At 63.0% G+C, this 22,738-nt stretch carries 25 protein-coding genes and 1 pseudogene; 17 read left to right on the plus strand and 9 right to left on the minus strand.

What is annotated here, in order from left to right; translation table 11 throughout:
* Nucleotides 1–57: 57 nt before the first annotated feature.
* Nucleotides 58–417, plus strand: coding sequence for a cupin domain-containing protein (locus KSS90_RS24855; RefSeq protein WP_217867660.1), 360 nt, complete (start codon nt 58–60; stop codon nt 415–417).
* Nucleotides 418–505: 88 nt separating this feature from the next.
* Here the strand turns inward: KSS90_RS24855 and rpmG are convergent, their stop codons facing one another.
* Both rpmG and rpmB read right to left on the minus strand, forming a co-directional pair.
* Entirely contained in the window at nt 506–661 is a 156-nt protein-coding gene (gene rpmG, locus KSS90_RS24860; RefSeq protein WP_003253507.1) for a 50S ribosomal protein L33, read from the minus strand.
* Nucleotides 662–671: 10 nt separating this feature from the next.
* Nucleotides 672–908, minus strand: coding sequence for a 50S ribosomal protein L28 (gene rpmB, locus KSS90_RS24865; RefSeq protein ID WP_003258972.1), 237 nt, complete (start codon nt 906–908; stop codon nt 672–674).
* Between the two features lie 371 nt (nt 909–1,279).
* Here rpmB and KSS90_RS24870 point away from each other — a divergent pair, with 371 nt between their 5' ends.
* Nucleotides 1,280–2,869, plus strand: a complete 1,590-nt coding sequence (locus tag KSS90_RS24870; protein ID WP_217867661.1) for an ABC transporter substrate-binding protein — start codon at nt 1,280–1,282, stop codon at nt 2,867–2,869.
* A 63-nt stretch (nt 2,870–2,932) separates the two neighbouring features.
* Here KSS90_RS24870 and radC read toward each other — a convergent pair whose 3' ends face one another.
* On the minus strand, nt 2,933–3,613 hold the full coding sequence (radC, locus tag KSS90_RS24875) for a RadC family protein (protein WP_217867662.1): 681 nt from the start codon (nt 3,611–3,613) through the stop codon (nt 2,933–2,935).
* A 127-nt stretch (nt 3,614–3,740) separates the two neighbouring features.
* On the opposite strand from radC, the gene coaBC reads away from it, so the two are divergent.
* From coaBC to KSS90_RS24915, 8 genes and pseudogenes are all read left to right on the plus strand, one after another.
* Nucleotides 3,741–4,952 carry a bifunctional phosphopantothenoylcysteine decarboxylase/phosphopantothenate--cysteine ligase CoaBC gene (gene coaBC / locus KSS90_RS24880; RefSeq protein ID WP_217867663.1) on the plus strand — a complete coding sequence of 404 codons (1,212 nt, stop codon included), beginning with the start codon at nt 3,741–3,743 and terminating at the stop codon, nt 4,950–4,952.
* A 5-nt stretch (nt 4,953–4,957) separates the two neighbouring features.
* Nucleotides 4,958–5,413, plus strand: a complete 456-nt coding sequence (gene dut / locus KSS90_RS24885) for a dUTP diphosphatase (RefSeq protein WP_050707525.1) — start codon at nt 4,958–4,960, stop codon at nt 5,411–5,413.
* A 135-nt stretch (nt 5,414–5,548) separates the two neighbouring features.
* Nucleotides 5,549–6,922, plus strand: a pseudogene (locus KSS90_RS24890) (phosphomannomutase/phosphoglucomutase); the annotation flags it as partial.
* 30 nt (nt 6,923–6,952) lie between these two features.
* On the plus strand, nt 6,953–7,858 hold the full coding sequence (gene argB / locus KSS90_RS24895) for an acetylglutamate kinase (protein WP_217867665.1): 906 nt from the start codon (nt 6,953–6,955) through the stop codon (nt 7,856–7,858).
* 211 nt (nt 7,859–8,069) lie between these two features.
* A complete protein-coding gene (locus tag KSS90_RS24900; RefSeq protein WP_217867666.1) occupies nt 8,070–8,750 on the plus strand; it encodes a CsgG/HfaB family protein in 681 nt (226 codons plus the stop codon).
* Nucleotides 8,751–8,780: 30 nt separating this feature from the next.
* Nucleotides 8,781–9,149 carry a DUF4810 domain-containing protein gene (locus KSS90_RS24905; RefSeq protein WP_217867667.1) on the plus strand — a complete coding sequence of 123 codons (369 nt, stop codon included), beginning with the start codon at nt 8,781–8,783 and terminating at the stop codon, nt 9,147–9,149.
* Nucleotides 9,146–9,805 carry a DUF799 domain-containing protein gene (locus KSS90_RS24910; RefSeq protein WP_217867668.1) on the plus strand — a complete coding sequence of 220 codons (660 nt, stop codon included), beginning with the start codon at nt 9,146–9,148 and terminating at the stop codon, nt 9,803–9,805. The genes KSS90_RS24905 and KSS90_RS24910 overlap by 4 nt, the downstream gene beginning before the upstream one ends.
* A gap of 134 nt (nt 9,806–9,939) precedes the next feature.
* Entirely contained in the window at nt 9,940–10,146 is a 207-nt protein-coding gene (locus KSS90_RS24915) for a hypothetical protein (protein WP_217867669.1), read from the plus strand.
* Nucleotides 10,147–10,203: 57 nt separating this feature from the next.
* On the opposite strand, the gene pyrE is transcribed toward KSS90_RS24915, so the two are convergent.
* Nucleotides 10,204–10,845 (minus strand): orotate phosphoribosyltransferase, encoded by a 642-nt coding sequence (pyrE, locus tag KSS90_RS24920; protein WP_217867670.1) that lies wholly within the window; start codon nt 10,843–10,845, stop codon nt 10,204–10,206.
* An 80-nt stretch (nt 10,846–10,925) separates the two neighbouring features.
* Here pyrE and crc point away from each other — a divergent pair, with 80 nt between their 5' ends.
* A complete protein-coding gene (gene crc, locus KSS90_RS24925; RefSeq protein WP_023629898.1) occupies nt 10,926–11,705 on the plus strand; it encodes a catabolite repression control protein Crc in 780 nt (259 codons plus the stop codon).
* Between the two features lie 47 nt (nt 11,706–11,752).
* Here the strand turns inward: crc and KSS90_RS24930 are convergent, their stop codons facing one another.
* Together KSS90_RS24930 and rph are read right to left on the minus strand one after the other, a co-directional pair.
* A complete protein-coding gene (locus KSS90_RS24930) occupies nt 11,753–12,121 on the minus strand; it encodes a DUF4870 domain-containing protein (protein ID WP_217867671.1) in 369 nt (122 codons plus the stop codon).
* Between the two features lie 24 nt (nt 12,122–12,145).
* Nucleotides 12,146–12,868, minus strand: coding sequence for a ribonuclease PH (rph, locus tag KSS90_RS24935; protein ID WP_217867672.1), 723 nt, complete (start codon nt 12,866–12,868; stop codon nt 12,146–12,148).
* Nucleotides 12,869–13,092: 224 nt separating this feature from the next.
* Between rph and KSS90_RS24940 the strand changes: the two genes are divergently transcribed.
* Nucleotides 13,093–13,956, plus strand: coding sequence for a YicC/YloC family endoribonuclease (locus KSS90_RS24940; protein ID WP_217867673.1), 864 nt, complete (start codon nt 13,093–13,095; stop codon nt 13,954–13,956).
* Nucleotides 13,957–13,969: 13 nt separating this feature from the next.
* Nucleotides 13,970–14,626: a guanylate kinase gene (gene gmk / locus KSS90_RS24945; RefSeq protein WP_217867674.1), complete on the plus strand. Its 657-nt coding sequence runs from the start codon at nt 13,970–13,972 to the stop codon at nt 14,624–14,626.
* Nucleotides 14,627–14,743: 117 nt separating this feature from the next.
* On the opposite strand, the gene KSS90_RS24950 is transcribed toward gmk, so the two are convergent.
* The 3 genes from KSS90_RS24950 to KSS90_RS24960 all read right to left on the minus strand — a co-directional run bounded on the left by KSS90_RS24950 (nt 14,744) and on the right by KSS90_RS24960 (nt 18,558).
* Nucleotides 14,744–16,285 carry an APC family permease gene (locus tag KSS90_RS24950; RefSeq protein ID WP_217867675.1) on the minus strand — a complete coding sequence of 514 codons (1,542 nt, stop codon included), beginning with the start codon at nt 16,283–16,285 and terminating at the stop codon, nt 14,744–14,746.
* 112 nt (nt 16,286–16,397) lie between these two features.
* A complete protein-coding gene (locus tag KSS90_RS24955; protein ID WP_217867676.1) occupies nt 16,398–17,171 on the minus strand; it encodes a gamma-glutamyl-gamma-aminobutyrate hydrolase family protein in 774 nt (257 codons plus the stop codon).
* Nucleotides 17,172–17,175: 4 nt separating this feature from the next.
* Nucleotides 17,176–18,558, minus strand: coding sequence for a glutamine synthetase family protein (locus tag KSS90_RS24960; protein WP_217867677.1), 1,383 nt, complete (start codon nt 18,556–18,558; stop codon nt 17,176–17,178).
* 208 nt (nt 18,559–18,766) lie between these two features.
* Between KSS90_RS24960 and KSS90_RS24965 the strand changes: the two genes are divergently transcribed.
* From KSS90_RS24965 to KSS90_RS24980, 4 genes are all read left to right on the plus strand, one after another.
* Nucleotides 18,767–19,642, plus strand: coding sequence for a LysR family transcriptional regulator (locus KSS90_RS24965; RefSeq protein ID WP_217867678.1), 876 nt, complete (start codon nt 18,767–18,769; stop codon nt 19,640–19,642).
* Between the two features lie 240 nt (nt 19,643–19,882).
* Nucleotides 19,883–20,146: a DNA-directed RNA polymerase subunit omega gene (gene rpoZ, locus KSS90_RS24970; protein WP_008091595.1), complete on the plus strand. Its 264-nt coding sequence runs from the start codon at nt 19,883–19,885 to the stop codon at nt 20,144–20,146.
* Nucleotides 20,147–20,205: 59 nt separating this feature from the next.
* Nucleotides 20,206–22,314: a bifunctional GTP diphosphokinase/guanosine-3',5'-bis pyrophosphate 3'-pyrophosphohydrolase gene (gene spoT, locus KSS90_RS24975; RefSeq protein ID WP_217867679.1), complete on the plus strand. Its 2,109-nt coding sequence runs from the start codon at nt 20,206–20,208 to the stop codon at nt 22,312–22,314.
* A 23-nt stretch (nt 22,315–22,337) separates the two neighbouring features.
* Nucleotides 22,338–22,718, plus strand: coding sequence for a RidA family protein (locus KSS90_RS24980; protein ID WP_028689951.1), 381 nt, complete (start codon nt 22,338–22,340; stop codon nt 22,716–22,718).
* Nucleotides 22,719–22,738 lie beyond the last annotated feature (20 nt).

Here is a 22,738-nt window from a genome sequence, read left to right on the forward strand (position 1 = left end):
CAATGGCCTAAAAGCCTACTGATGTGCATTTTATTAAACAACAACAGGGTATCAACCATGAGCATCGCCAGCATCGTCGACTTCGCCCAGGTATTGACCGAAGCCGAACGCTACCGCCCGGCAGCGGAGAAAATCATCAAGGGCGAGCCTGACCAGGCCGTCTACAACCACTACTCCAGCCCATGTGGGCAGTTCGCCGCCGGCGTCTGGGAAGGCGAGGTGGGGCAGTGGACGGTGAACTATACCGAGCACGAGTACTGCGAAATCGTACAGGGCGTGTCGGTGCTGCGCGACCTGGACGGAGGCGCCAAGACCTTGCGTGCCGGCGATCGCTTCGTGATCCCCGCAGGCTTCACGGGCACCTGGGAGGTGCTGGAGCCGTGCCGCAAGATCTATGTGATGTTCGAGCAGAAGTAAGCCCGATCGCGGCCCCCGCGATGACTTTCCTGAAGGCATAAAAAAACCCGCCACCTTGCGGTTGCGGGTTTTTCAGGTTGCCGATCAATTACTTGATCTTGGCTTCCTTGTACACCACGTGCTTGCGGACGACCGGATCGTACTTCTTGATCTCGATCTTGTCCGGAGTGGTGCGCTTGTTCTTGTCGGTGGTGTAGAAGTGGCCGGTGCCGGCACTCGAAACCAGACGGATCAATTCACGCATGACGTTCTCCTTAGAACTTTTCGCCGCGAGCACGCAGCTCGGCCAGCACTACGTCGATACCACGCTTGTCAATGACGCGCATGCCTTTGGCGGATACGCGCAGACGCACGAAACGCTTCTCGGACTCAACCCAGAAACGGTGGTGCTGCAGGTTCGGCAGGAAACGACGACGGGTTTTGTTGTTTGCGTGGGAAATGTTGTTCCCGGTTACTGGACCCTTACCAGTAACTTGACAGACTCTCGACATGACTCAGCCCTCTAAAACCACATGCCCAACCCGGCATGGGTTGGCCGCTTAATCTCTCAGTCTTTGGCGCCAGGCGCCGTGATTCTGGAGGTCTTATCGACCGTATCCGCTGACGCGACAGGCCGAGCCCCTAGAAAAGAGCGCTGCTTTATACCAGAAAGACTCTGCCGCAACAACAGAATATGAGAGTTCAGGTCGGGCCGAGTGCGCCTGGGCAGCATAACGACTAGGGCGACAAGCTGTCGACCGCCCGTCGCCGAATTAATGCGAAAGGGTGTGGTCATTTGCCAATACCCGCACTAGGGTAGGACATTTCCTTAATTTTCCAGACTGCACCGGCAGATGGGCCACCGACCAGCCAAGGAGCCACCATGCGTGCCGCCGCCCTATCCCTCCTGTTCACCACCCTGTGCGCCGCAGGCCTGGCCCAGGCCGCACCGCTGTCGGTATGCACCGAAGCCAGCCCCGAAGGCTTCGACGTGGTGCAGTACAACTCGCTGACCACCACCAATGCCTCGGCCGATGTGCTGATGAACCGCCTCGTCGAGTTCGACGCAGGGCTCGGCAAGGTCGCACCCAGCCTGGCCGAAAGCTGGAGCGTGTCACCCGACGGCCTGATCTATGACTTCAAACTGCGCAGCGGTGTGAAGTTTCACACCACGGCCTACTTCAAGCCCAGCCGCGAACTGAACGCCGACGATGTGCTGTTCAGCTTCCAGCGCATGCTCTACCCCGCCCACGCCTGGCACAAGACCGCCCCGGGCGGCTATCCGCATGCTCAGTCGCTGCAACTGGGCAGTCTGATCAAGGCCATCGATGCGCCAGATCCGCACACAGTGCGTTTCACCCTGAGCCATGCCGACGCCACTTTCCTCGCCACCCTGAGCATGGGCTTCGCCTCGATCTACTCCGCCGAATATGCCGACAAGCTGCTCAAGGCCGGCACCCCCGAGAAACTCAACAGCCAGCCGGTGGGCACCGGCCCGTTCGTCTTCCAGCGTTTCCAGAAGGACGCCGTGGTGCGCTACCGCGCCAACCCTGACTATTTCGCCGGCAAGCCGTCGATCGACCCGCTGATCTACGCCATCACCCCGGACGCCAACGTACGTCTGCAAAAAATCAGGCGCGGTGAATGCCAGGTGGCCCTTTCGCCCAAACCGCTGGACATCGCCGAGGCCGGCAAGGACGGCAACCTCAAGGTGGCCACCACACCGGCATTCATGACCGCCTTCGTCGCCATCAACAGCCAGCACCCACCACTGGACAAGCCTGAAGTGCGCCAGGCCATCAACCTGGCCTTCGACAAGCCGGCCTACCTCAAGGCCGTGTTCGAAGACACCGCCACCGCCGCCAACGGCCCCTATCCGCCGAACACCTGGAGCTACGCCAAGGACCTGCCCGGCTATGCCCTGGACCAAAAGAAAGCCAAGGCATTGCTGGCCAAGGCCGGGCTGGCCAAGGGTTTCGAGACCACCATCTGGACCCGTCCGTCGGGTAGCCTGCTCAACCCCAACCCGAGTCTGGGCGCGCAGATGCTTCAGGCGGACCTAGCGAAGGTCGGCATCAAGGCCGAGATCCGTACCATCGAATGGGGCGAGCTGATCCGCCGCGCCAAGGCCGGCGAACACGACCTGCTGTTCATGGGCTGGGCCGGTGACAACGGCGATCCGGACAACTTCCTCAGCCCGCAGTTTGCCTGCGCGGCGGTCAAATCCGGGACCAACTTCGCCCGATTCTGCGACAACCGCCTGGACCAGCTGATCAATGCCGGGCGCACCACCAACGACCAGAGCGTGCGCAGCCGGCTGTACCAGCAGGCCCAGACGCTGATCCAGCAGCAGGCGCTGTGGCTGCCGCTGGCGCACCCGACGGCGGCCGCGCTGCTGCGCCAGGATGTGCAGGGTTACCAGGTGAGCCCGTTCGGGCGGCAGGACTTCAGCAAGGTCTCAGCCGACCGTTGATATCCAACCGCGTGGCAAGCCCACTCCCACAGTCTTTGTGGGAGCGGGCTTGCCACGCGCGGCCTAACTGGCCAGCCAACCATGCTCGACCATCGACAACGGCTCGCCATCGCCCACGATGACATGGTCCATCACCCGCACATCGATCAGCGCCAGCGAGCGCTTGAGCATCATCGTCAGATGCACGTCATCCTGACTCGGCTCACAATTTCCCGACGGATGGTTATGGCAGAGGATCAGGGCCGCTGCGTTGTGCAGCAATGAGCGACGCACGACTTCGCGGGGATAGATACTCGCGCGGTCGATGGTGCCGCGAAACAGTATCTCGAACGCCAGAGGTCGATGCTTGGTGTCCAGAAACAGGCAGCCGAACACCTCGCTGGCCTCGTGCCGAAGCATGGACTTGAGATAACGCCTCACTGAGGCCGGGCTCTCCAGGACCGACGCGCGCTCGATGTGCTCGTCCAGGTAGCGCCTGCCTATTTCCAGCAATGCCTGCAACTGCGCATACCTCACCGGCCCCAGGCCTGGCTCGCGCAGTACCGTGACCCGATCCGCTTCGAGAAACTGGCGAAGTCCGCCGAATTTCGCCAGCAGCCCACGTGCCAGATCAAGCACATTGCGCCCGGCAACCCCAGATCCCAGCAACACGGCCAGCAATTCCGCGTCAGAAAGGATCGCCGCCCCACGCTGCAGCAACTTCTCCCTCGGCCGCTCTTCAAGCGGCCACTCCCTGATGTTCATTTCCCCTCCTCGCCTGCCACTACGGCCCTTTTGGGCGCTGTGTTAATCTAGTTCGCTTCGAAAATGCGACGATCTGCCGCAGGCAGCTGTCGTCGCCGCCCGCTTTCACTGGAATAAGGCAAGGCCTATGCAGCGGTTGTATCGCAAGCGCATCGTTCTCGGCGTGGGTGGCGGCATCGCCGCCTACAAGAGCGCCGAGCTGATTCGCCGACTCCTGGAACACGGCGCGCAGGTGCGCGTGGTCATGACCCGTGGTGGCGCCGAGTTCATCACCCCGCTCACGCTGCAGGCGCTGTCCGGCCACCCGGTCCACCTGGACCTGCTCGACCCCGCCGCCGAGGCGGCCATGGGTCATATCGAACTGGCCAAGTGGGCCGACCTGGTACTCATCGCCCCAGCCACCGCCGACCTGATGGCACGCATGGCCCAGGGCATGGCCGACGACCTGTTGACCACCCTGGTACTGGCCACTGACGCCACCGTGGCGGTCGCCCCGGCGATGAATCAGGCCATGTGGCGCGACCCGGCGACCCAGGCCAACCTAGAGCTGCTCAAGAGCCGTGGCATCCAGGTATTCGGCCCGGCCTCCGGCAGCCAGGCCTGTGGCGACGTCGGCCTGGGCCGCATGCTCGAAGCCACGGACCTGGCCTGGTGCGCCGCCGAGAGCTTCAAGCGTCAGGCCCTGACCGGCAAGCACGTGCTGATCACCGCCGGCCCTACCCAAGAGAACATCGACCCGGTGCGCTACATCACCAACCATAGTTCAGGGAAGATGGGCTTCGCCCTGGCCGAGGCCGCCGCCGAAGCCGGGGCCCGGGTGACCCTCGTCACCGGACCGGTACACCTGCAGACGCCTGACCGGGTCAGCCGCATCGACGTGGTCAGCGCGCGGGACATGCTCGCAGCCTGTGAAGCAGCCATGCCATGCGACCTGTTCATCGCCTCGGCCGCGGTCGCGGACTACCGTCCCGAAGTCGTCGCACCGCAGAAGCTCAAGAAGGATCCCACCACCGGCGACGGCATGCTGCTGCAGATGGTGCGCAATCCCGATATCCTTGCGACCATTGCCGGCCGCGCCGACCGCCCGTTCAGCGTCGGCTTCGCCGCCGAGACCGAGCACCTGCTCGACTACGCCACGCGCAAGCTCAAGGACAAGAACCTCGACCTGATCGTCGCCAATGATGTGGCCAACCCCAGCATCGGCTTCAACAGCGAGGAAAACGCCCTGACCGTGATCGACCGGCAACAGCATCAAACCCTCTTCGCGCAGACCAGCAAAGGCAAGATCGCCCGCCAGCTGGTCGCCTTCATCGCCGAACGGCTCAACCAGGTTCAATAAGTTACATGCACGCTCTTCAAGCCAAGATCCTCGACCCACGCCTGGGCACCGAATTCCCCCTGCCGCAGTACGCCACCCCCGGTTCCGCCGGGCTGGACCTGCGCGCCCTGCTCAAGGAGGACACCGTCCTCGAACCGGGCCAGACCCTGCTGATCCCCACCGGCCTGTCGGTGTACATCGGCGACCCGGGCCTTGCGGCCATGATCCTGCCGCGCTCGGGCCTGGGCCATAAGCACGGCATCGTGCTGGGCAACCTGGTCGGCCTGATCGACTCCGACTACCAGGGCGAGCTGATGGTGTCCTGCTGGAACCGCGGCAACACGCCGTTCACCATCACCGTCGGCGAGCGTATCGCGCAGCTGATCCTGGTGCCGGTGGTGCAGGCGCACTTCGATATCGTCGAGCAGTTCGACGAAACCCAGCGTGGCGCCGGCGGCTTCGGTCACTCCGGCACCCGCTGAGCCGACAGCAGACCGTTCGGGCCATGGATGGCGAACTCTGCGGCGAAACCACCGTCCAAGCGTTCAGTTTGTGCCTGCCCAGAAGCCTTTGAATACTTGGAGTCCCCAGAGATGAACGACATGGCCCAGCTGGTCCCCGCACTGCCCGACAGCATCTTCCGCGCCTATGACATCCGCGGCGTGGTCGGCAAGACCCTGCATGCCGAGACCGCCTACTGGATCGGTCGCGCCATCGGCGCCCAGACTCTCGCCCAGGGCGAGCCACAGATCTCGGTCGGCCGTGACGGTCGCCTGTCCGGTCCGATGCTGGTCGAGCAACTGATCAAGGGCTTGGCCGACGCCGGTTGCCAAGTGAGCGATGTCGGCCTGGTGCCAACCCCGGCGCTGTACTACGCCGCCAACGTGCTGGCCGGCAAGTCTGGGGTGATGCTCACCGGCAGCCACAACCCGTCGGACTACAACGGTTTCAAGATCGTCATCGCCGGCGACACACTGGCCAACGAACAGATCCAGGCCCTGCTGACACGCCTGAAGACCAATGACCTGACCCGTGGCGACGGCCACGTGAAAAAAGTCGAGATCCTCGATCGTTACTTCCAGCAGATCGTCGCCGACGTGAAACTGGCCAAACGCCTGAAGGTGGTGGTCGACTGCGGCAATGGCGCCGCCGGCGTGGTCGCACCGCAACTGATCGAAGCCCTGGACTGCGACGTCATCCCGCTGTTCTGCGAAGTCGACGGCAACTTCCCCAACCACCATCCGGACCCGGGCAAGCCCGAGAACCTGGAGGATCTGATCGCCAAGGTGAAGGAGACCGGCGCCGATATCGGCCTGGCCTTCGACGGCGACGGTGACCGCGTGGGTGTGGTGACCAACACCGGCAGCATCGTCTACCCCGACCGCCTGCTGATGCTGTTTGCCCAGGACGTGCTGTCGCGCAACCCTGGCGCCGAGATCATCTTCGACGTCAAATGCACGCGCCGCCTGACGCCGCTGATCGAACAGCACGGTGGTCGTGCCCTGATGTGGAAGACCGGTCATTCGCTGATCAAGAAGAAGATGAGGCAGACCGGCTCGCTGTTGGCTGGCGAGATGAGCGGCCACATTTTCATCAAGGAACGCTGGTACGGTTTCGACGACGGCATCTACAGCGCCGCACGTCTGCTGGAGATCCTCAGCAAAGCCGGCCAGGATGCCGAAAGCCTGTTCGCCGCGTTCCCGAACGATATTTCCACGCCGGAAATCAACATTGATGTGACCGACGAAGGTAAATTCAGCATCATTGATGCTCTGCAGCGCAATGCCGACTGGGGCGATGCCAACCTGACCACCATCGACGGTGTGCGGGTCGACTATCCCAACGGCTGGGGCCTGGTTCGCGCCTCCAACACCACACCGGTGCTGGTACTGCGCTTCGAAGCCGACAGCGCCGCAGAACTCGACCGAATCAAGGCTGTATTCCGCACGCAGTTGCTGCGGGTCCAACCAGGCCTGCAACTGCCGTTCTGACGACTTTACGTTCCTTACCTGGAGCCCTGCATGACCCTCGATCGCGATGCCGCTTCCCATGTAGCCGAGGTTTTGTCCGAAGCACTGCCTTACATCCGCCGCTTCGTCGGCAAGACCCTGGTTATCAAGTACGGCGGCAACGCGATGGAGAGCGAGGAGCTCAAGACCGGCTTCGCCCGGGACATCGTGCTGATGAAAGCCGTGGGCATCAACCCGGTAGTCGTGCATGGTGGCGGCCCGCAAATCGGCGACCTGCTCAAGCGCCTGTCGATCGACAGCCACTTCATCGATGGCATGCGCGTGACCGACGCGGCGACCATGGACGTGGTGGAGATGGTCCTGGGCGGCCAGGTAAACAAGGACATCGTCAACCTGATCAACCGCCACGGCGGCAGCGCCATCGGCCTGACCGGCAAGGATGCTGAGCTGATCCGCGCCAAGAAACTCACCGTCACCCGCCAGACTCCGGAAATGACTACGCCGGAAATCATCGACATCGGCCACGTCGGCGAGGTCGTCAGCGTCAACACCGACTTGCTGAACATGCTGGTCAAGGGTGACTTCATCCCGGTGATCGCGCCGATCGGCGTGGGAGCCAACGGCGAGTCGTACAACATCAATGCCGACCTGGTGGCCGGCAAGGTGGCCGAGGCGCTGAAGGCCGAGAAGCTGATGCTGCTGACCAACATCGCCGGCCTGATGGACAAGCAGGGCGAAGTCCTCACCGGGTTGACCACCGAGCAGGTCAACGAACTGATCGCCGACGGCACCATCTACGGCGGCATGCTGCCGAAGATCAAATGCGCGCTGGACGCCGTCCAGGGTGGCGTGAACAGCTCGCACATCATCGACGGTCGCGTGCCGAATGCCGTGTTGCTGGAGATCTTCACCGACAGCGGCGTGGGCACCCTGATCAGCAACCGCAAGCCACGCTGACCCTGCCAGCCCATCGCGGGGCAAGGCCGTACCCACGCATGACAGTGGGAGCAGCCTTGTCCCGCGATGGGTAATGGCACACACACGCAAAAAGATGGCTCAAAGCCATTATTCTTCATATTTGACCATCAAGAATCCCGGTAATCTGCCGAAACAACGTGGCAGAATGCACGCTCATTGCAAATAGTTTCTATTTACCTGGAGAACACGCGTGAAATACGCATCACATGGACTCGTGCTGGCAGCCGCCCTGGCTGTCGGGTCCCTCGCCGGCTGTGCTACCGAAACCTCTACCGCTGTTGCCGTGCAACAGGTCGAAAGCGTCAACCGCCCCTACAGCGGCGTGCGCACACCGATCGCCGTGGGCAAGTTCGACAACCGCTCCAGCTATATGCGTGGCATCTTCTCCGATGGCGTCGACCGCCTCGGCGGCCAGGCCAAGACCATCCTCATCACCCACCTGCAGCAAACCAACCGGTTCAACGTGCTGGACCGCGACAACATGGGCGAAATCCAACAGGAAGCTGCCATCAAGGGCCAGGCCCAGCGCCTGAAGGGCGCCGACTTCGTGGTGACCGGCGACGTCACCGAGTTCGGCCGCAAGGAAGTCGGCGATCACCAGCTGTTCGGCATCCTCGGCCGCGGCAAGACCCAGATCGCCTACGCCAAGGTCGCCCTCAACATCGTCAATATCAGCACCTCCGAAGTGGTCTATTCGAGCCAGGGCGCCGGTGAGTACGCTCTGTCCAACCGTGAAGTCATCGGCTTCGGCGGCACTGCCAGCTACGACTCGACCCTCAATGGCAAAGTCCTCGACCTGGCCATGCGCGAAGCCGTGAACAAGCTGGTCGGCGCGGTCGAAGGCGGCCAGTGGAAGCCGCAAGCCCAGTAACACGCACAACACAACAAGGAAGACCTTTCGATGAGCATCACCACCCCAGCCTGGCGTACTGTCGCCGGGCTGCTGCTGGGCAGCGTCCTGCTGGCCGGCTGCAACTCGCCCAAGACCCTGTACCAGTGGGAAAGCTACCAACCCCAGGTGTATGGCTATCTCAAGGGCGACTCCAAGGAAGAACAAGCCACCGCCCTGGAGCGTGACCTGGAGAAGATCAAGGCCAAGAACGGCGCCGTGCCGCCGGGCTACCACGCGCAGTTGGGCCTGCTGTACTCCAGCCTGGGCAAGGATGACCAGATGATCCAGCAGTTCCGTACCGAGAAGGCACTGTTCCCCGAGTCCGCGGCATACATGGACTTCCTGATGAGCAATGCCAGCAAGGGGACCAAGCAATGATCAAGCGCCTGACCCAACTGATCGTCGGCGCCTGCGTGCTGGCCCTGTTCGCCGGCTGTGCCGAGCGCAAAAGCATCGACTATTCGGCCTACAAACAGAGCCGACCGAAGTCGATCCTAATCCTGCCGCCGCTGAACGAGTCGCCCGACGTGAAGGCGACCTATAGCATGCTGTCCCAGGTCACCTACCCGCTGGCCGAAGCCGGCTACTACGTGATGCCGGTGGCGCTGGTGGATGAAACGTTCCGCCAGAACGGCCTGTCCACGCCGGCCGACATCCACCAGCTGCCCACCGCCAAGCTGAACGAGATCTTCGGCGCTGACGCCGGCCTGTACGTGACCGTCAGCGACTACGGCACCCGTTACATGGTGCTGAGCAGCGCCACCATCGTCACCGCCAGCGCCAAACTGGTCGACCTGAAGACCGGCGCCACCTTGTGGACCGGCAGCGCTACGGCCTCCAGCGAGGAAGGCAAGCAGAACCAGGGCGGCCTGATCGGCATGCTGGTGGCGGCGGCCATCAACCAGATCATCAGCAGCGTTCAGGACGATGCCGGTTACCCGATTGCCGGCATGACCAGCGCGCGCCTGCTGACGCCTTATCCGAATGGTGGGATCCTCTACGGGCCACGCTCACCGAAGTACGGCACCGATTGACGCGATGCGCAGGCGACCCCAGGGTCGCCTTTTTGTCGTTAAGAACTATCCTACCGGCGACACCGACAGATACTACAACACGCACCCATGCCAGCCGACTAGCATTCCGACTCCACCACACTGGAGATACAGCGATGCAGAAAGACCTGGTCAAATATGGCAGCGATGTTTCCGCAGGCAGCTACGAATGCGCCGACTGTGGGCGCCCGTACTCCAACCAGGGCAAAACTTCGATGCCGCCCTGCCCTGACTTCACACCCGGCACACACCCCAAGCGTGGCTGGAAGATTCTCACCGGCGTCGGTGATGCCGTGCAGGACCCTTACCCAAACCGCCGCTGAACCGCGGGCATGAAAAAGGCGACCTTCTGGTCGCCTTTTTCATGCCCGCGAATCTGCTCAGATACCGTATTGCGCGCGGTAAGCCTCTACTGCTGGCAAATGCTGCTTGAGCTGCGGGTCATCAGCCAGGAACTCCAGCACCTGGGTCAGCGAGACGATACTCACTACCGGGATGCCGAAGTCGCGCTCGACTTCCTGGATCGCCGACAGCTCGCCATTGCCGCGCTCTTCGCGGTTCAGCGCGATCAGTACGCCGGCGGCCTTGGCCTGCTGGGGGTTGATGATCTGCATCACTTCGCGGATGGCGGTACCGGCGGTGATCACGTCGTCGATGATCAGCACGTCGCCGGCCAGCGGGGCGCCGACCAGGCTGCCGCCCTCGCCATGGTCCTTGGCTTCCTTGCGGTTGAAGCACCACGGCACGTCGAGCTGGTGCTGCTCGGCCAGCGCCACGGCAGTGGCCGCCGCCAGGGGGATACCCTTGTAGGCCGGGCCGAACAGCACGTCGAAGGGGATCTTGCTGTCGACGATGGCCGCCGCGTAGCAACGCCCTAGCTGCGCCAGGGCGGACCCGGTGTTGAACAGGCCGGCATTGAAGAAGTACGGGCTGGTACGCCCCGATTTCAGGGTGAACTCACCGAAGCGCAGAACGCCGCGATCGATGGCAAAACGGATGAAGTCGCGCTGATACGGCTGCATGAAAGGTCCCGGACACCACGGATTTAGCTAAATGTGTTGAGCTCGGGTATCATACACGCACGAGATTTTTGGGGCCATTTATGCGGATCATCAGTGTGAACGTAAATGGCATTCAGGCTGCGGCCGAGCGTGGATTGCTCAGCTGGTTACAAGCCCAGAATGCCGACGTCATCTGCCTTCAGGATACCCGCGCCTCGGCCTTTGAACTCGACGACCCAGCTTTCCAGCTCGATGGCTATTTCCTTTACGCCTGCGACGCGGAGGTGCCCACCCAAGGTGGCGTGGCACTTTACTCGCGCATGCAGCCCAAGGCAGTCATCACCGGCCTGGGCTTCGAGACAGCCGACCGCTACGGGCGTTATCTGCAAGCAGATTTCGACAAAGTCAGTATTGCCAGCCTGTTGCTGCCTTCGGGCATGAACGGCGACGAAGACTTGAACCAGAAGTTCAAGTTGATGGACGACTTCGCCAAGTACCTGGACAAGCAGCGCCGCAAGCGTCGCGAGTACATCTACTGCGGCTCGTTCTACGTGGCGCAGCAGAAGCTCGATATCAAGAACTGGCGCGACAGCCAGCAGTCGCCGGGCTTCCTACCGCCCGAACGCGCCTGGATGGACGCCATCGTCGGCGACATGGGCTATGTCGACGCCCTGCGCGAAGTCAGCCGTGAAGGCGACCAGTACAGCTGGTGGCCGGATAACGAGCAGGCCGAGATGCTCAACCTGGGTTACCGGTTCGACTACCAGATCCTCACCCCAGGCCTGCGCCGCTTCGTGCGCAACGCCCGTCTGCCGCGTCAACCGCGCTTCTCCCAGCATGCGCCGCTGATCGTGGACTACGATTGGACGCTGACCATCTGAGGATGGCACGCACAAAAAAGCCGACCTCCAGGTCGGCTTTTTTGTGTCTATCTGATCGGCCGCCAGATAAAGGGGTAGCGATACGACTTCCCTTCGTTGGCCCTGACCGCCGCCAAGATGATCAGGATCAGCACCGCCACCATCAGCACGGCGAACAGCAGAATGCCGATGAACACGAACATCAGCAGGAAGCATACGAAGCTGGCGATGGTCACGCTGATCTGAAAGTTCAGCGCCTCCTTGCCCTGGGCATCGATGAACGGGTCCTGTTCGCGCTTGAGGTGCCAAAGCACCAGCGGACCCAGTAAATGCCCAAGTGGCAGCACTAGCCCCAGGAGCGCCGAGAGGTGGCAGAACATAGCCCATTGCCGGACATTGGCGCTGGGCGGGGTGATCGGCAGATCGGTATCGTTCATGTGCTGCACCTCCCTGGCGTCTGGTCAGTCGGCCAGCGCGGCCTGCTGCAGTTCGAAGATTTCGGCCATACCCTTCTGCGCGAGCGCCAGCATGGCGTTGAAGTCCTCAGGCTGGAACGGCGCGCCTTCGGCGGTGCCTTGCACCTCGATGAAACCACCGGCACTGGTCATGACCACGTTCAGATCGGTCTCGGCAGCGGAGTCCTCGAGGTAGTCGAGGTCGAGCACCGCCTCGCCCTGGTACATACCCACCGATACCGCGGCGATCATGTGCTTGAGCGGGTTGCCGCCCTTGAGGCCGCCACGTTTCTTGATCACCGCCAGGGCGTCGCACAGGGCGACCATGGCACCGGTGATCGAGGCAGTGCGGGTGCCGCCGTCGGCCTGGATCACGTCGCAGTCGACGTACAGAGTGATGTCGCCGAGCTTGCTCATGTCCAGCGCAGCGCGCAGGGAACGGCCGATCAGGCGCTGGATCTCGAGGGTGCGGCCGCCTTGCTTGCCACGGCTTGCCTCGCGCTGGTTACGCTCGCCTGTGGAGCGCGGCAGCATGCCGTACTCGGCGGTCAGCCAACCTTGACCCTGGCCCTTGAGGAAGCGGGGAACACCGTTCTCGACGCTGACCGTGCAAATGACCTTGGTGTCACCGAACTCGACCAGAACCGATCCTTCGGCGTGCTTGGTGTAGTTGCGGGTAATGCGGATCGAGCGGAGCTGATCGGCGGCGCGACCACTTGGACGTTTCATCTGGAATACCTGTACGGGGACTTTGAATCTGCCGAGCATTATAGAGCCCGACACCCGGCGAAGGCACGCCTGTCGTCGCGCTCGCACAGCCTGTCGTCTTTTCCGACAGGTTTCGGCAAGGCCGGTAGCATGGCCGGATTGGGCGCCCGCGCCGCACTGCGCTACAATCCTGCGCCTTGCAGCCGACAGGCTTCCCGTTCACCTGATTACGCGAGGTACTCCCCATGGTGCATAGCATGACCGCTTTTGCTCGTGTCGAGCGCGCTGGCAGCCAAGGCACCCTGATCTGGGAGCTGCGCTCGGTCAACCACCGCTATCTCGAACCCCACCTGCGCTTGCCCGAAGCCTTGCGCGACCTCGAAGGCGCCGTGCGCGAAGGCCTGCGCCAGGGCCTCTCGCGGGGCAAGGTCGAATGCACCCTGCGCCTGAGCGAAGACAGCACCGGCAAGCCACTGCAAGTCGATCGCGAACGCGCCGCGCAGCTGGTCGCCGCCGCCGAAACCGTCGCCAGCCTGATCAAGCAACCGGCACCGTTGAACCCACTGGAAGTGCTGGCCTGGCCGGGCGTGCTGGTGGCCGACGCCAGCGATCCGCAAGCGCTCAACGCCGAGGCCATCGCACTGTTCGACGAGGCCCTGACCGAACTCAAGGCAGGCCGTCAGCGTGAAGGCGCCGAGCTGGCCCGACTGATCAACGAGCGCCTGGACAGCATGACCAACGAGGTCGCCACGCTGCGCGCCCTGGTGCCGCAGATGCTGGCCGCGCAACGGCAGAAGGTTCTAGACCGCTTCAGCGACATGCAGGCCGAGCTCGACCCGCAGCGTCTGGAACAGGAGATGGTCCTGCTGGCGCAGAAGAGCGACGTCGCCGAAGAGCTGGACCGCCTCAGCACCCACGTCACCGAGGTGCGCCGCGTGCTCAAGTCGGGCGGTGCCGCCGGTCGGCGCCTGGACTTCCTGATGCAGGAACTCAATCGCGAAGCCAACACCCTCGGCTCCAAGGCATTCGACCCACGCAGCACGCAGGCGGCAGTCAACCTCAAGGTGCTGATCGAACAGATGCGTGAACAAGTACAGAACATCGAGTAAGGCCACCCCTACCATGAACCACAGCAGCGGCACCCTCTACATCGTCTCGGCCCCGTCCGGCGCCGGCAAGACCAGCCTGGTCACTGAGCTGGTCAAGCAAGACCCGCGTGTGAGCGTCTCGGTATCGCATACCACGCGCAAGATGCGCCCAGGCGAAAAGCATGGAACGAACTATCACTTCGTCAGCCATGACGAATTCAAGACACTCATCGCCAAGAATGACTTCCTTGAGCATGCCGAGGTATTCGGCAATTTCTACGGCACTTCCCGCAGCGCGATGCAGCAGACGCTGAACAAGGGAAAAGACCTGATACTGGAAATCGACTGGCAAGGCGCCCGTCAGGTACGCAAGCTAATGCCAAAGGCGCGCTCGATCTTCATCCTGCCACCGAGCCAGCAGGCCCTGCGCCAGCGCTTGGACGGTCGTGGCCAGGACAGCGAAGAAATCATCGCCGGACGCATGAAGGAAGCGGTCAGCGAGATGGAGCATTACAACGAGTACGAGTACGTCATCATCAACGACGAGTTCGATGATGCACTCGAAGACCTCAAGGCGGTGTTCCGCTCGAACCGCGAAGATGGTGCGGATGCCGTGCCGCATGCCGAAAAGCTGAAGCTGGATAACCAGCAGCGAGTACACCGAGCATTACTCAAAGAGCTGATCGGCTGAAGATAGCCAAGGCCTCTATAAGACCCATTCGCCACGACAAGCCGGCTCCCACAAGGGCATGCAATCTCCTGTGGGAGCCGGCTTGCCGGCGATGGGCTGCACGGCAGCCCTTTTGCGTTATTCCTGCAATTGCAAGGTCGCCTGCTGACGCAGGGTAGCCCCCAGGAAATACGCCGGCGCACGTAGACGCGACAGCAGCATCAGCACGATGCCCAGCGCCGAGATGATCGCCGCGATCACGAATACCAGCCCCAAGCCGCCCACATGCGAGCCGCTGCCGAAGTCCGGCGAGGCGCTGTCGATCGCCGTGCGCAGGAAGATCACCGACAGGATCAGGCCTCCCAGCAACGGGCACACGCCGCGCATGAAGAAGTGGCGCACGCTGTCGAACAGGCTACGGCGGAAGTACCACACGCAGGCGAAGGCGGTCAGCGAGTAGTAGAAGCAGATCATCATGCCCAAGGCGGTGATGGTGTCCGCCAGCACGTTCTCGCTGAGGGTGCGCATGGTCACGTAGAACAGACCTGCGGCAATACCGGCACAGATGGTCGCGTAGCGTGGCGTCTGCGAACGCGGACAGACCTTGGCGAAACGTTGCGGCACGGCGCCGTAGTACCCCATGGCGAGCAAGGTGCGCGCCGGCGAGACGAAGGTCGACTGCAGCGAAGCGGCGGTGCTGGCCAGTACAGCGATGGACATCAGGATCGCCAGTGGCCCCATGACCGGCCCGGCCAGGTGGGCGAACACGTTTTCCTGGATCCGCGGATTGCCCAGGCCCAGGCCCTGCTCGCTGATGCCGGCGAACTGCAGCGTGGCGATGGCGGTAAGCAGGTACAGGCCGAGGATCAGCAGCACGGTCCAGGTGGCGGCCTTGCCCGGCACCTCTTCACTGCCGATCGACTCTTCGCTGACGGTCAGGCACACGTCCCAGCCCCAGAAGATGAAGATCGACAGCGACAGCCCAGCGGCGAAGGCCGAGAACGACTCGACGCCGAACGGGTTGAACCAGGCCAGATCGAACGCCAGCGGCGGCGGCGCGGTAGTCTCGCCGAAAGCGGCGAAGGCGAAGCCGATCAGCACCAGCAACTGCAAGGCCACCAGACCGTACTGCACCGTCATGGTGGTGGCCATGCCGCGACAGCAGATCCACACGGCCAGAGCGATGAACACGCAACAGGTGGTGACGTTGATCAACAGATTGTCGGCCAACGCGGCCAACTCCTGGTTGCCGGTGATCTGCGCCAGGAACAGGTAGAAGAAGTCCACCGCCACGCCTGCCAGGTTGGACAGCACGATGGTGGTGGCGACCACCAGCCCCCAGCCGCCGATCCAGCCGATCATCGGGCCGAAGGCCCTGGCAGACCAGGTGAAGGACGTGCCGCTGTCGGGCTCCGCCGAGTTCAGCTCACGGTAGCCCAGGGCGACCAGCAGCATCGGCAGGAAACCGACGATGAACACCGCCGGCAAGTGGGCACCGACTTCACGCACGGTCGGGCCGAGCGCGCCAGTCAGGGTATAGACCGGTGCAATGGTGGAAATGCCCAGCACGACGCTGGCCAGCAGGCCGAGGCGGCCCTTGGCCAGGCCCTTGCTGCGCTGGGTGTTGCCCGAGTCGGCCGCCACGTCGGGGGGGCGGCCGGCTTCTGTGTAATCGCTCATGAGTATGTGCCGTAACTATTGGAATTGTTTTCACAGGCCCGCCGTAGAGGGCCCGCTTCCACTCATTGAAAGCTCACTGCCGGGGTGGGTCATCCGAGACTACCGGGTGACGTCAGAGAATCTTCTGGCGCACACCCTCCCGTGCAGCATGGGCAATGCAGGCCTCGCGGAACGCCTCGAACAGGCGCAGCGAGACCGGGTTTTCGGCGAAACGCCATTCAGGGTGCCACTGCACGCCGAGTACAAAGCCCGGCGCATCAGGCATCGACACCGCTTCAATCAGGCCATCCGGGGCCCGTGCCTCGACACGCAGGCCCGGGGCCAGGCGGTCGATGCCCTGGCTGTGCAGCGAGTTGACCTCGAATCGCGCAGCCAGGCCCAGGCGCTCGAACATCCCACCCGGCTCCAGGCCGACGGGGTGACGAGGGCCGTATTGCACCTCCAGGGGTGCGTCCTCAGGTTCGCGGTGGTCCAGGTAGCCGGGCAATTCCTGCACCCGTTGGTGCAAGCTGCCACCGAGGGCCACGTTCAGTTCCTGGAAGCCACGGCAGATGCATAACACCGGCACACCCGCGGCAATAGCCGCGTGCAGCAGCGGCAAGGTCAGGCGGTCACGTGCAAGATCGTGCCGGGTGCCTTCCGCGCTGGGCGCGCCATTGTAATGATGCGGCTCGACATTTGAAGGCGAACCGGTAAAAAGAATGCCATCGAGCCGGGCCAGCAACGCCTGCGTATCGCTACCGCCGTCACGGGCAGGCAGGATCAGCGGCATCCCGGCAAAGCCCGCGGCCTCGACATACTTGTCGCCCACCGTGTGCGACGAGTTCTTCCCCACCTGCTGGCGGCAGGCGCTGACACCGATCAAGGGGACCGCAATTGCGCTCATGGGCTTACACCGTGTGCAGGTACCAGTTGTACTCGAGGTCGGAGATCGACACTTCGAACTCGGCCAGCTCGCTCTCCTTGCAGGCCACGAAAATGTCGATGTAGTCCGGGCTGATGTATTGGTTGAGGACTTCGCTGTCATCCAGCGCGCGCAACGCATCGCGCAGGTTGTTCGGCAGGCTCTGCTCCAGCTGCTCGTACGAGTTGCCTTCGATCGGCGCGGCCGGCTCGACCTTGTTGGTCAGGCCGTGGTGGATACCGGACAGAATCGCGGCGAGCATCAGGTACGGGTTGGCGTCGGCGCCGGCCACACGGTGCTCGATACGCACGTTTTCACGGCTGTCGGTCGGCACGCGGACGGCCACGGTACGGTTGTCCACGCCCCAGCTCGGCGCATTGGGCACGTAGAACTGGGCGCCGAAGCGGCGGTACGAGTTGATGTTCGGGCAGAGGAAGGCCATCGACGCCGGCATGGTCTCCAGCACACCGCCGATGGCGTGGCGCAGGGTGTCGCTTTCGAGCGGGTCATCGCTGGCGAAGATGTTCTTGCCGGTGTTCTTGTCGATCAGCGAAATATGCACGTGCAGGCCATTGCCGGCCTGGCCCGGGTAGGGCTTGGCCATGAAAGTGGAGTCCATTTCATGGTCGTAGGCGACGTTCTTGATCAGGCGCTTGAGCAGGATCGCGTAGTCGCAGGCCTTCATCGGGTCGGCGACGTGGTGCAGGTTCACCTCGAACTGCGCCGGGGCGCTTTCCTTGACGATCGCGTCGGCAGGCAGGCCTTGTTCCTTGGCCGCTTCGAGCATGTCCTGCAGGCAGTCGGCGTATTCGTCGAGGTCGTCGATGAGATAGACCTGAGTGGACTGCGGGCGCTTGCCCGAGATCGGCGAGCGCGGCGGCTGCGGACGGCCATTTAGGTTGTCCTGATCGATCAGGTAGAACTCCAGTTCGAACGCGGCGCAGATATCCAGCCCCAGGTCGTCGAACTTGCTCACCACCTGGCGCAGCACCTCACGCGGGTCGGCGAAGAACGGCGCGCCGTCCAGTTCATGCATGGTCATCAGCAGCTGCGCGGTCGGGCGCTTCTGCCAGGGTTCGTCGCACAGCGTGCCGGGAATCGGCAAACAGATGCGGTCGGCATCGCCGATGTCCAGGCCGAGGCCGGTGCTTTCGACGGTCGAGCCGTTGATATCCAGGGCGAAAAGGGAGGCCGGCAGGTTGATGCCCTTCTCGTACACCTTGTGCAGGCTGGCGCGCTCGATGCGCTTGCCGCGCACCACGCCGTTCATGTCGGAGATCAGCAGGTCGACGTACTGGGTATCCGGATGGGCATCCAGGAACTCATTCATCTCGCGGGAAGAACTGGCGCACGGGGAGACCGACGTCATGGCTGTACATCCTTTGATTCGGAGCGGCGATGTGGGGAACTGCGGATGACGCCTCGAAAGGCGACGATGGTGCTGCTGTTGTTCTTTTCACTGGCCCATCGTGGGGGGCTGGTTGCCGACCGGCTGCATTGATTCCCGGGGGCCGTTTCACTATAAAATGGCCCCAACGCAACAGACATTGGCATTTCGGCAAGCAGAGCGTGCATCGATGCAATATCAGATCAACCATGCGGACCTCGCCCTGGTCCTCGCACTGGAGCGCGGTCGCTCCCTGGCCAAGGCCGCCGAACTGCTCAAGGTCGACGTTTCGACGGTGTTCCGCTCGATCCGCCGGCTGGAGTCGGCGCTGGGCACCGCCTTGTTCGTCAAGAGCCGCAAAGGCTACCTGCCCACCGACACCGCCCAGGCCCTGGCCGAGCAGGCCGAGCGCGCCGAACAGGCACTGGATGCGGCACGCATCGCCCTGACCAGCGGCGAACAGGTGGTCAGCGGCACCGTGCGCCTGACCTGCACCGAAGCCGTGCTGCACAGTCTGCTGCTGCCTGCACTGGCCGACTTCATGGCCAACTACCCGGCGTTGTCGCTGGAGATGGGCACCTCCAACACCTTCGCCAACCTCAGCCGTCGCGATGCCGATATCGCCCTGCGTCTGACCAACACGCCGCCGGAGCATCTGGTGGGCCGTTGCCTGGGTTCGACCTCGTACGTGGTCTGCGGCCAACCGGCGTTGCGCGAGCGCTTGCAGGAATCCGCCGCCAGCGTGCCATGGATCGCCCCCGACGACTCCATGCAGGACCACGCCACCGTGGTCTGGCGCAACCAGCATCATCCAGGGCTGATTCCGCGCTACCAGTGCAGCGGCATGTCGACTATCGCCCAACTGGTGACCACCGGCCTGGGCGTAGCGGCGCTGCCCGACTACATGGTCCACGACCTTCCCGGCGTCGAGGCCCTGAGCGGCCCGCTGCCTGGCTGCGATACCCAACTGTGGCTGCTGACACGACCTGACTGCCGCGCCCTGCGCTCGGTGCAGACGCTGTTCGAGGAGCTGACCCCGCGCCTGCGCGACGCAATGTTGCGTTAACGCGTCAAGGGCAGTTGTTTTCGGGTAACAAGAACCGTTATCGTCCGACTCATGCTTGGTGTGAACCTTTTCGTGGGCAAGCCCGCTCCCGCAGGGCCCGCGAAAACGACTCGAACAGCACCGGCGCAAGGGCATCCGACAAAACAGCCCTTCCCTATTGGCTGGTGATTTTTTAAACTATCGAGTCCGCCTGCCCATTCTGGGCTGCACGCCTAACCGCATTTGCTACTGAGGAAGACCATGGCCCGCGTAACTGTTGAAGACTGCCTGGAACACGTGGATAACCGCTTTGAGCTGGTCATGCTCTCGACCAAGCGCGCCCGCCAGCTGGCTACCGGCGGCAAAGAGCCACGCGTTGCGTGGGAAAACGACAAGCCGACCGTCGTTGCCCTGCGTGAAATCGCCGAAGGCATCGTCACGCCAGAATTCATCGCCGCCGAAGAGATCGTCACCGAGGATCCGGTATTCGCCGCGTTCGAGGACGAGAACAACGAGGCCGTCTGATTGATGCCCAGTCGACAACGTGCGGCGCAAGGCCCTCTTCTACAGCAAGAGGTGAAACCATGCCGGGTATAGAAGCCCTCGCCGAACGGCTGTCGACTTATCTGGGCCCCGAACAGGTCAACCTGGTCCGTCGCGCCTACTTCTACGCCGAACAGGCCCACGATGGCCAGCGCCGCCGCAGCGGCGAGCCCTACGTGACCCATCCGCTGGCGGTCGCCAGTATCCTCGCCGACATGCATATGGACCATCAGAGCCTGATGGCGGCCATGCTGCACGACGTGATCGAAGACACCGGCATCGCCAAGGAAGCCTTGAGCCAGCAATTCGGCGAGACCGTCGCCGAGCTGGTCGACGGGGTCAGCAAGCTGACCCAGATGAACTTCGAGACCAAGGCCGAGGCGCAGGCCGAGAACTTCCAGAAGATGGCCATGGCCATGGCTCGCGATATCCGCGTGATCCTGGTCAAGCTGGCCGACCGCCTGCACAACATGCGTACCCTGGAAGTGCTGTCCGGCGAAAAACGCCGACGCATCGCCAAGGAAACCCTCGAGATCTACGCCCCCATCGCCAACCGCCTGGGGATGCACACCGTGCGTGTGGAGTTCGAGGACCTCGGCTTCAAGGCCATGCACCCGATGCGTTCGTCGCTGATCCACCGGGCGGTCAAGAGCGCGCGCGGCAACCGCAAGGAAATCGTCGCCAAGATCGAGACCTCGCTGGCCAATTGCCTGGCCGCCGACGGCATCGAGGGCGAGGTCAGCGGTCGGCAGAAACACCTCTATGGCATCTACAAGAAGATGCGCGGCAAGCGTCGTGCCTTCACCGAAATCATGGACGTGTACGCCTTCCGCATCATCGTCGACAAGGTCGACACCTGCTACCGCGTGCTCGGCGCCGTGCATAACCTGTACAAGCCGCTACCAGGCCGCTTCAAGGATTACATCGCGATCCCCAAGGCCAACGGCTACCAGTCGTTGCACACCACGCTGTTCGGCATGCACGGGGTGCCCATCGAAATCCAGATCCGCACCCGCGAGATGGAAGAGATGGCCAACAACGGCATCGCCGCGCACTGGCTGTACAAGTCCAATGAGGAAGAGCAGCCAAAAGGCAGCCATGCCCGCGCCCGCCAGTGGGTCAAGGGCATCCTCGAGCTGCAGCAGCGCGCCGGCAACTCGCTGGAATTCATCGAGAGCGTGAAGATCGACCTGTTCCCGGACGAGGTCTACGTCTTCACCCCGAAAGGCCGGATCATGGAGCTGCCCAAGGGTTCCACCGCCGTCGACTTCGCCTACGCGGTGCATACCGACGTTGGCAATAGCTGCATCGCCTGCCGCATCAACCGCCGTCTGGCGCCGCTATCCGAACCGCTGCAAAGCGGCTCCACCGTCGAGATCGTCAGTGCGCCGGGCGCCCGACCGAACCCGGCCTGGCTCAATTTCGTGGTCACCGGCAAGGCACGCACACACATTCGCCACGCCCTCAAGCAGCAACGTCGCTCCGAGTCGATCAGCCTCGGCGAACGTTTGCTGAACAAAGTGCTGACCGGCTTCGACAGCAGCCTGGAGGCCATCCCCCAGGAGCGCATCCAGTCGATCCTCACCGAGTACCGCCTGGAGCTGGTCGAGGACCTGCTCGAAGACATCGGCCTGGGCAACCGCATGGCCTACGTGGTCGCCCGCCGTCTGCTGTCCGCCGAAGGCGAGCAACTGCCGGCGCCGGAAGGCCCACTGGCGATCCGCGGTACCGAGGGCCTGGTGCTTAGCTACGCCAAGTGCTGCACGCCGATCCCGGGCGACCCGATCGTCGGCCACCTGTCGGCGGGCAAGGGCATGGTCGTCCACCTGGAAGACTGCCGCAACATCAGTGAAGTCCGCCACAACCCGGAGAAGTGCCTGCAACTCTCCTGGGCCAAGGACATCACCGGCGAGTTCAACGTCGAGCTGCGCGTCGAGCTGGAGCACCAGCGCGGCCTGATCGCCCTGCTGGCCAGCAGCGTCAATGCCGCCGACGGCAACATCGAAAAAATCAGCATGGACGAACGCGACGGCCGTATCAGCGTGGTCCAACTGGTGGTCAGCGTGCATGACCGCGTGCATCTGGCCCGTGTGATCAAGAAGCTGCGCACCTTGACCGGCGTGGTCCGCATCACCCGGACGCGTGCGTAGTCCGCCAACCGCAAGGAGTCATCATGAGCAAGACCGTCATCACCAGCGACAAGGCCCCAGCCGCTATCGGCACCTACTCGCAAGCGATCAAGGCCGGCAACACCGTGTACATGTCGGGCCAGATCCCGCTCGACCCGAAGACCATGGAGCTGGTCGAAGGCTTCGAGGCCCAGACCGTCCAGGTGTTCGAGAACCTGAAGTCGGTGGCTGAAGCCGCTGGCGGTTCGTTCAAGGACATCGTCAAACTGAACATCTTCCTCACCGACCTGAGCCACTTCGCCAAGGTCAACGAGATCATGGGCCGCTACTTCGAGCAGCCTTACCCGGCCCGCGCCGCCATCGGCGTGGCTGCCCTGCCCAAGGGCGCCCAGGTCGAGATGGACGCCATCCTGGTCCTCGAGTAATACCCCGGTGACGGGCCAAA

The sequence above is a fragment of the Pseudomonas maumuensis genome (assembly GCF_019139675.1).
GTDB lineage: Bacteria > Pseudomonadota > Gammaproteobacteria > Pseudomonadales > Pseudomonadaceae > Aquipseudomonas > Aquipseudomonas maumuensis.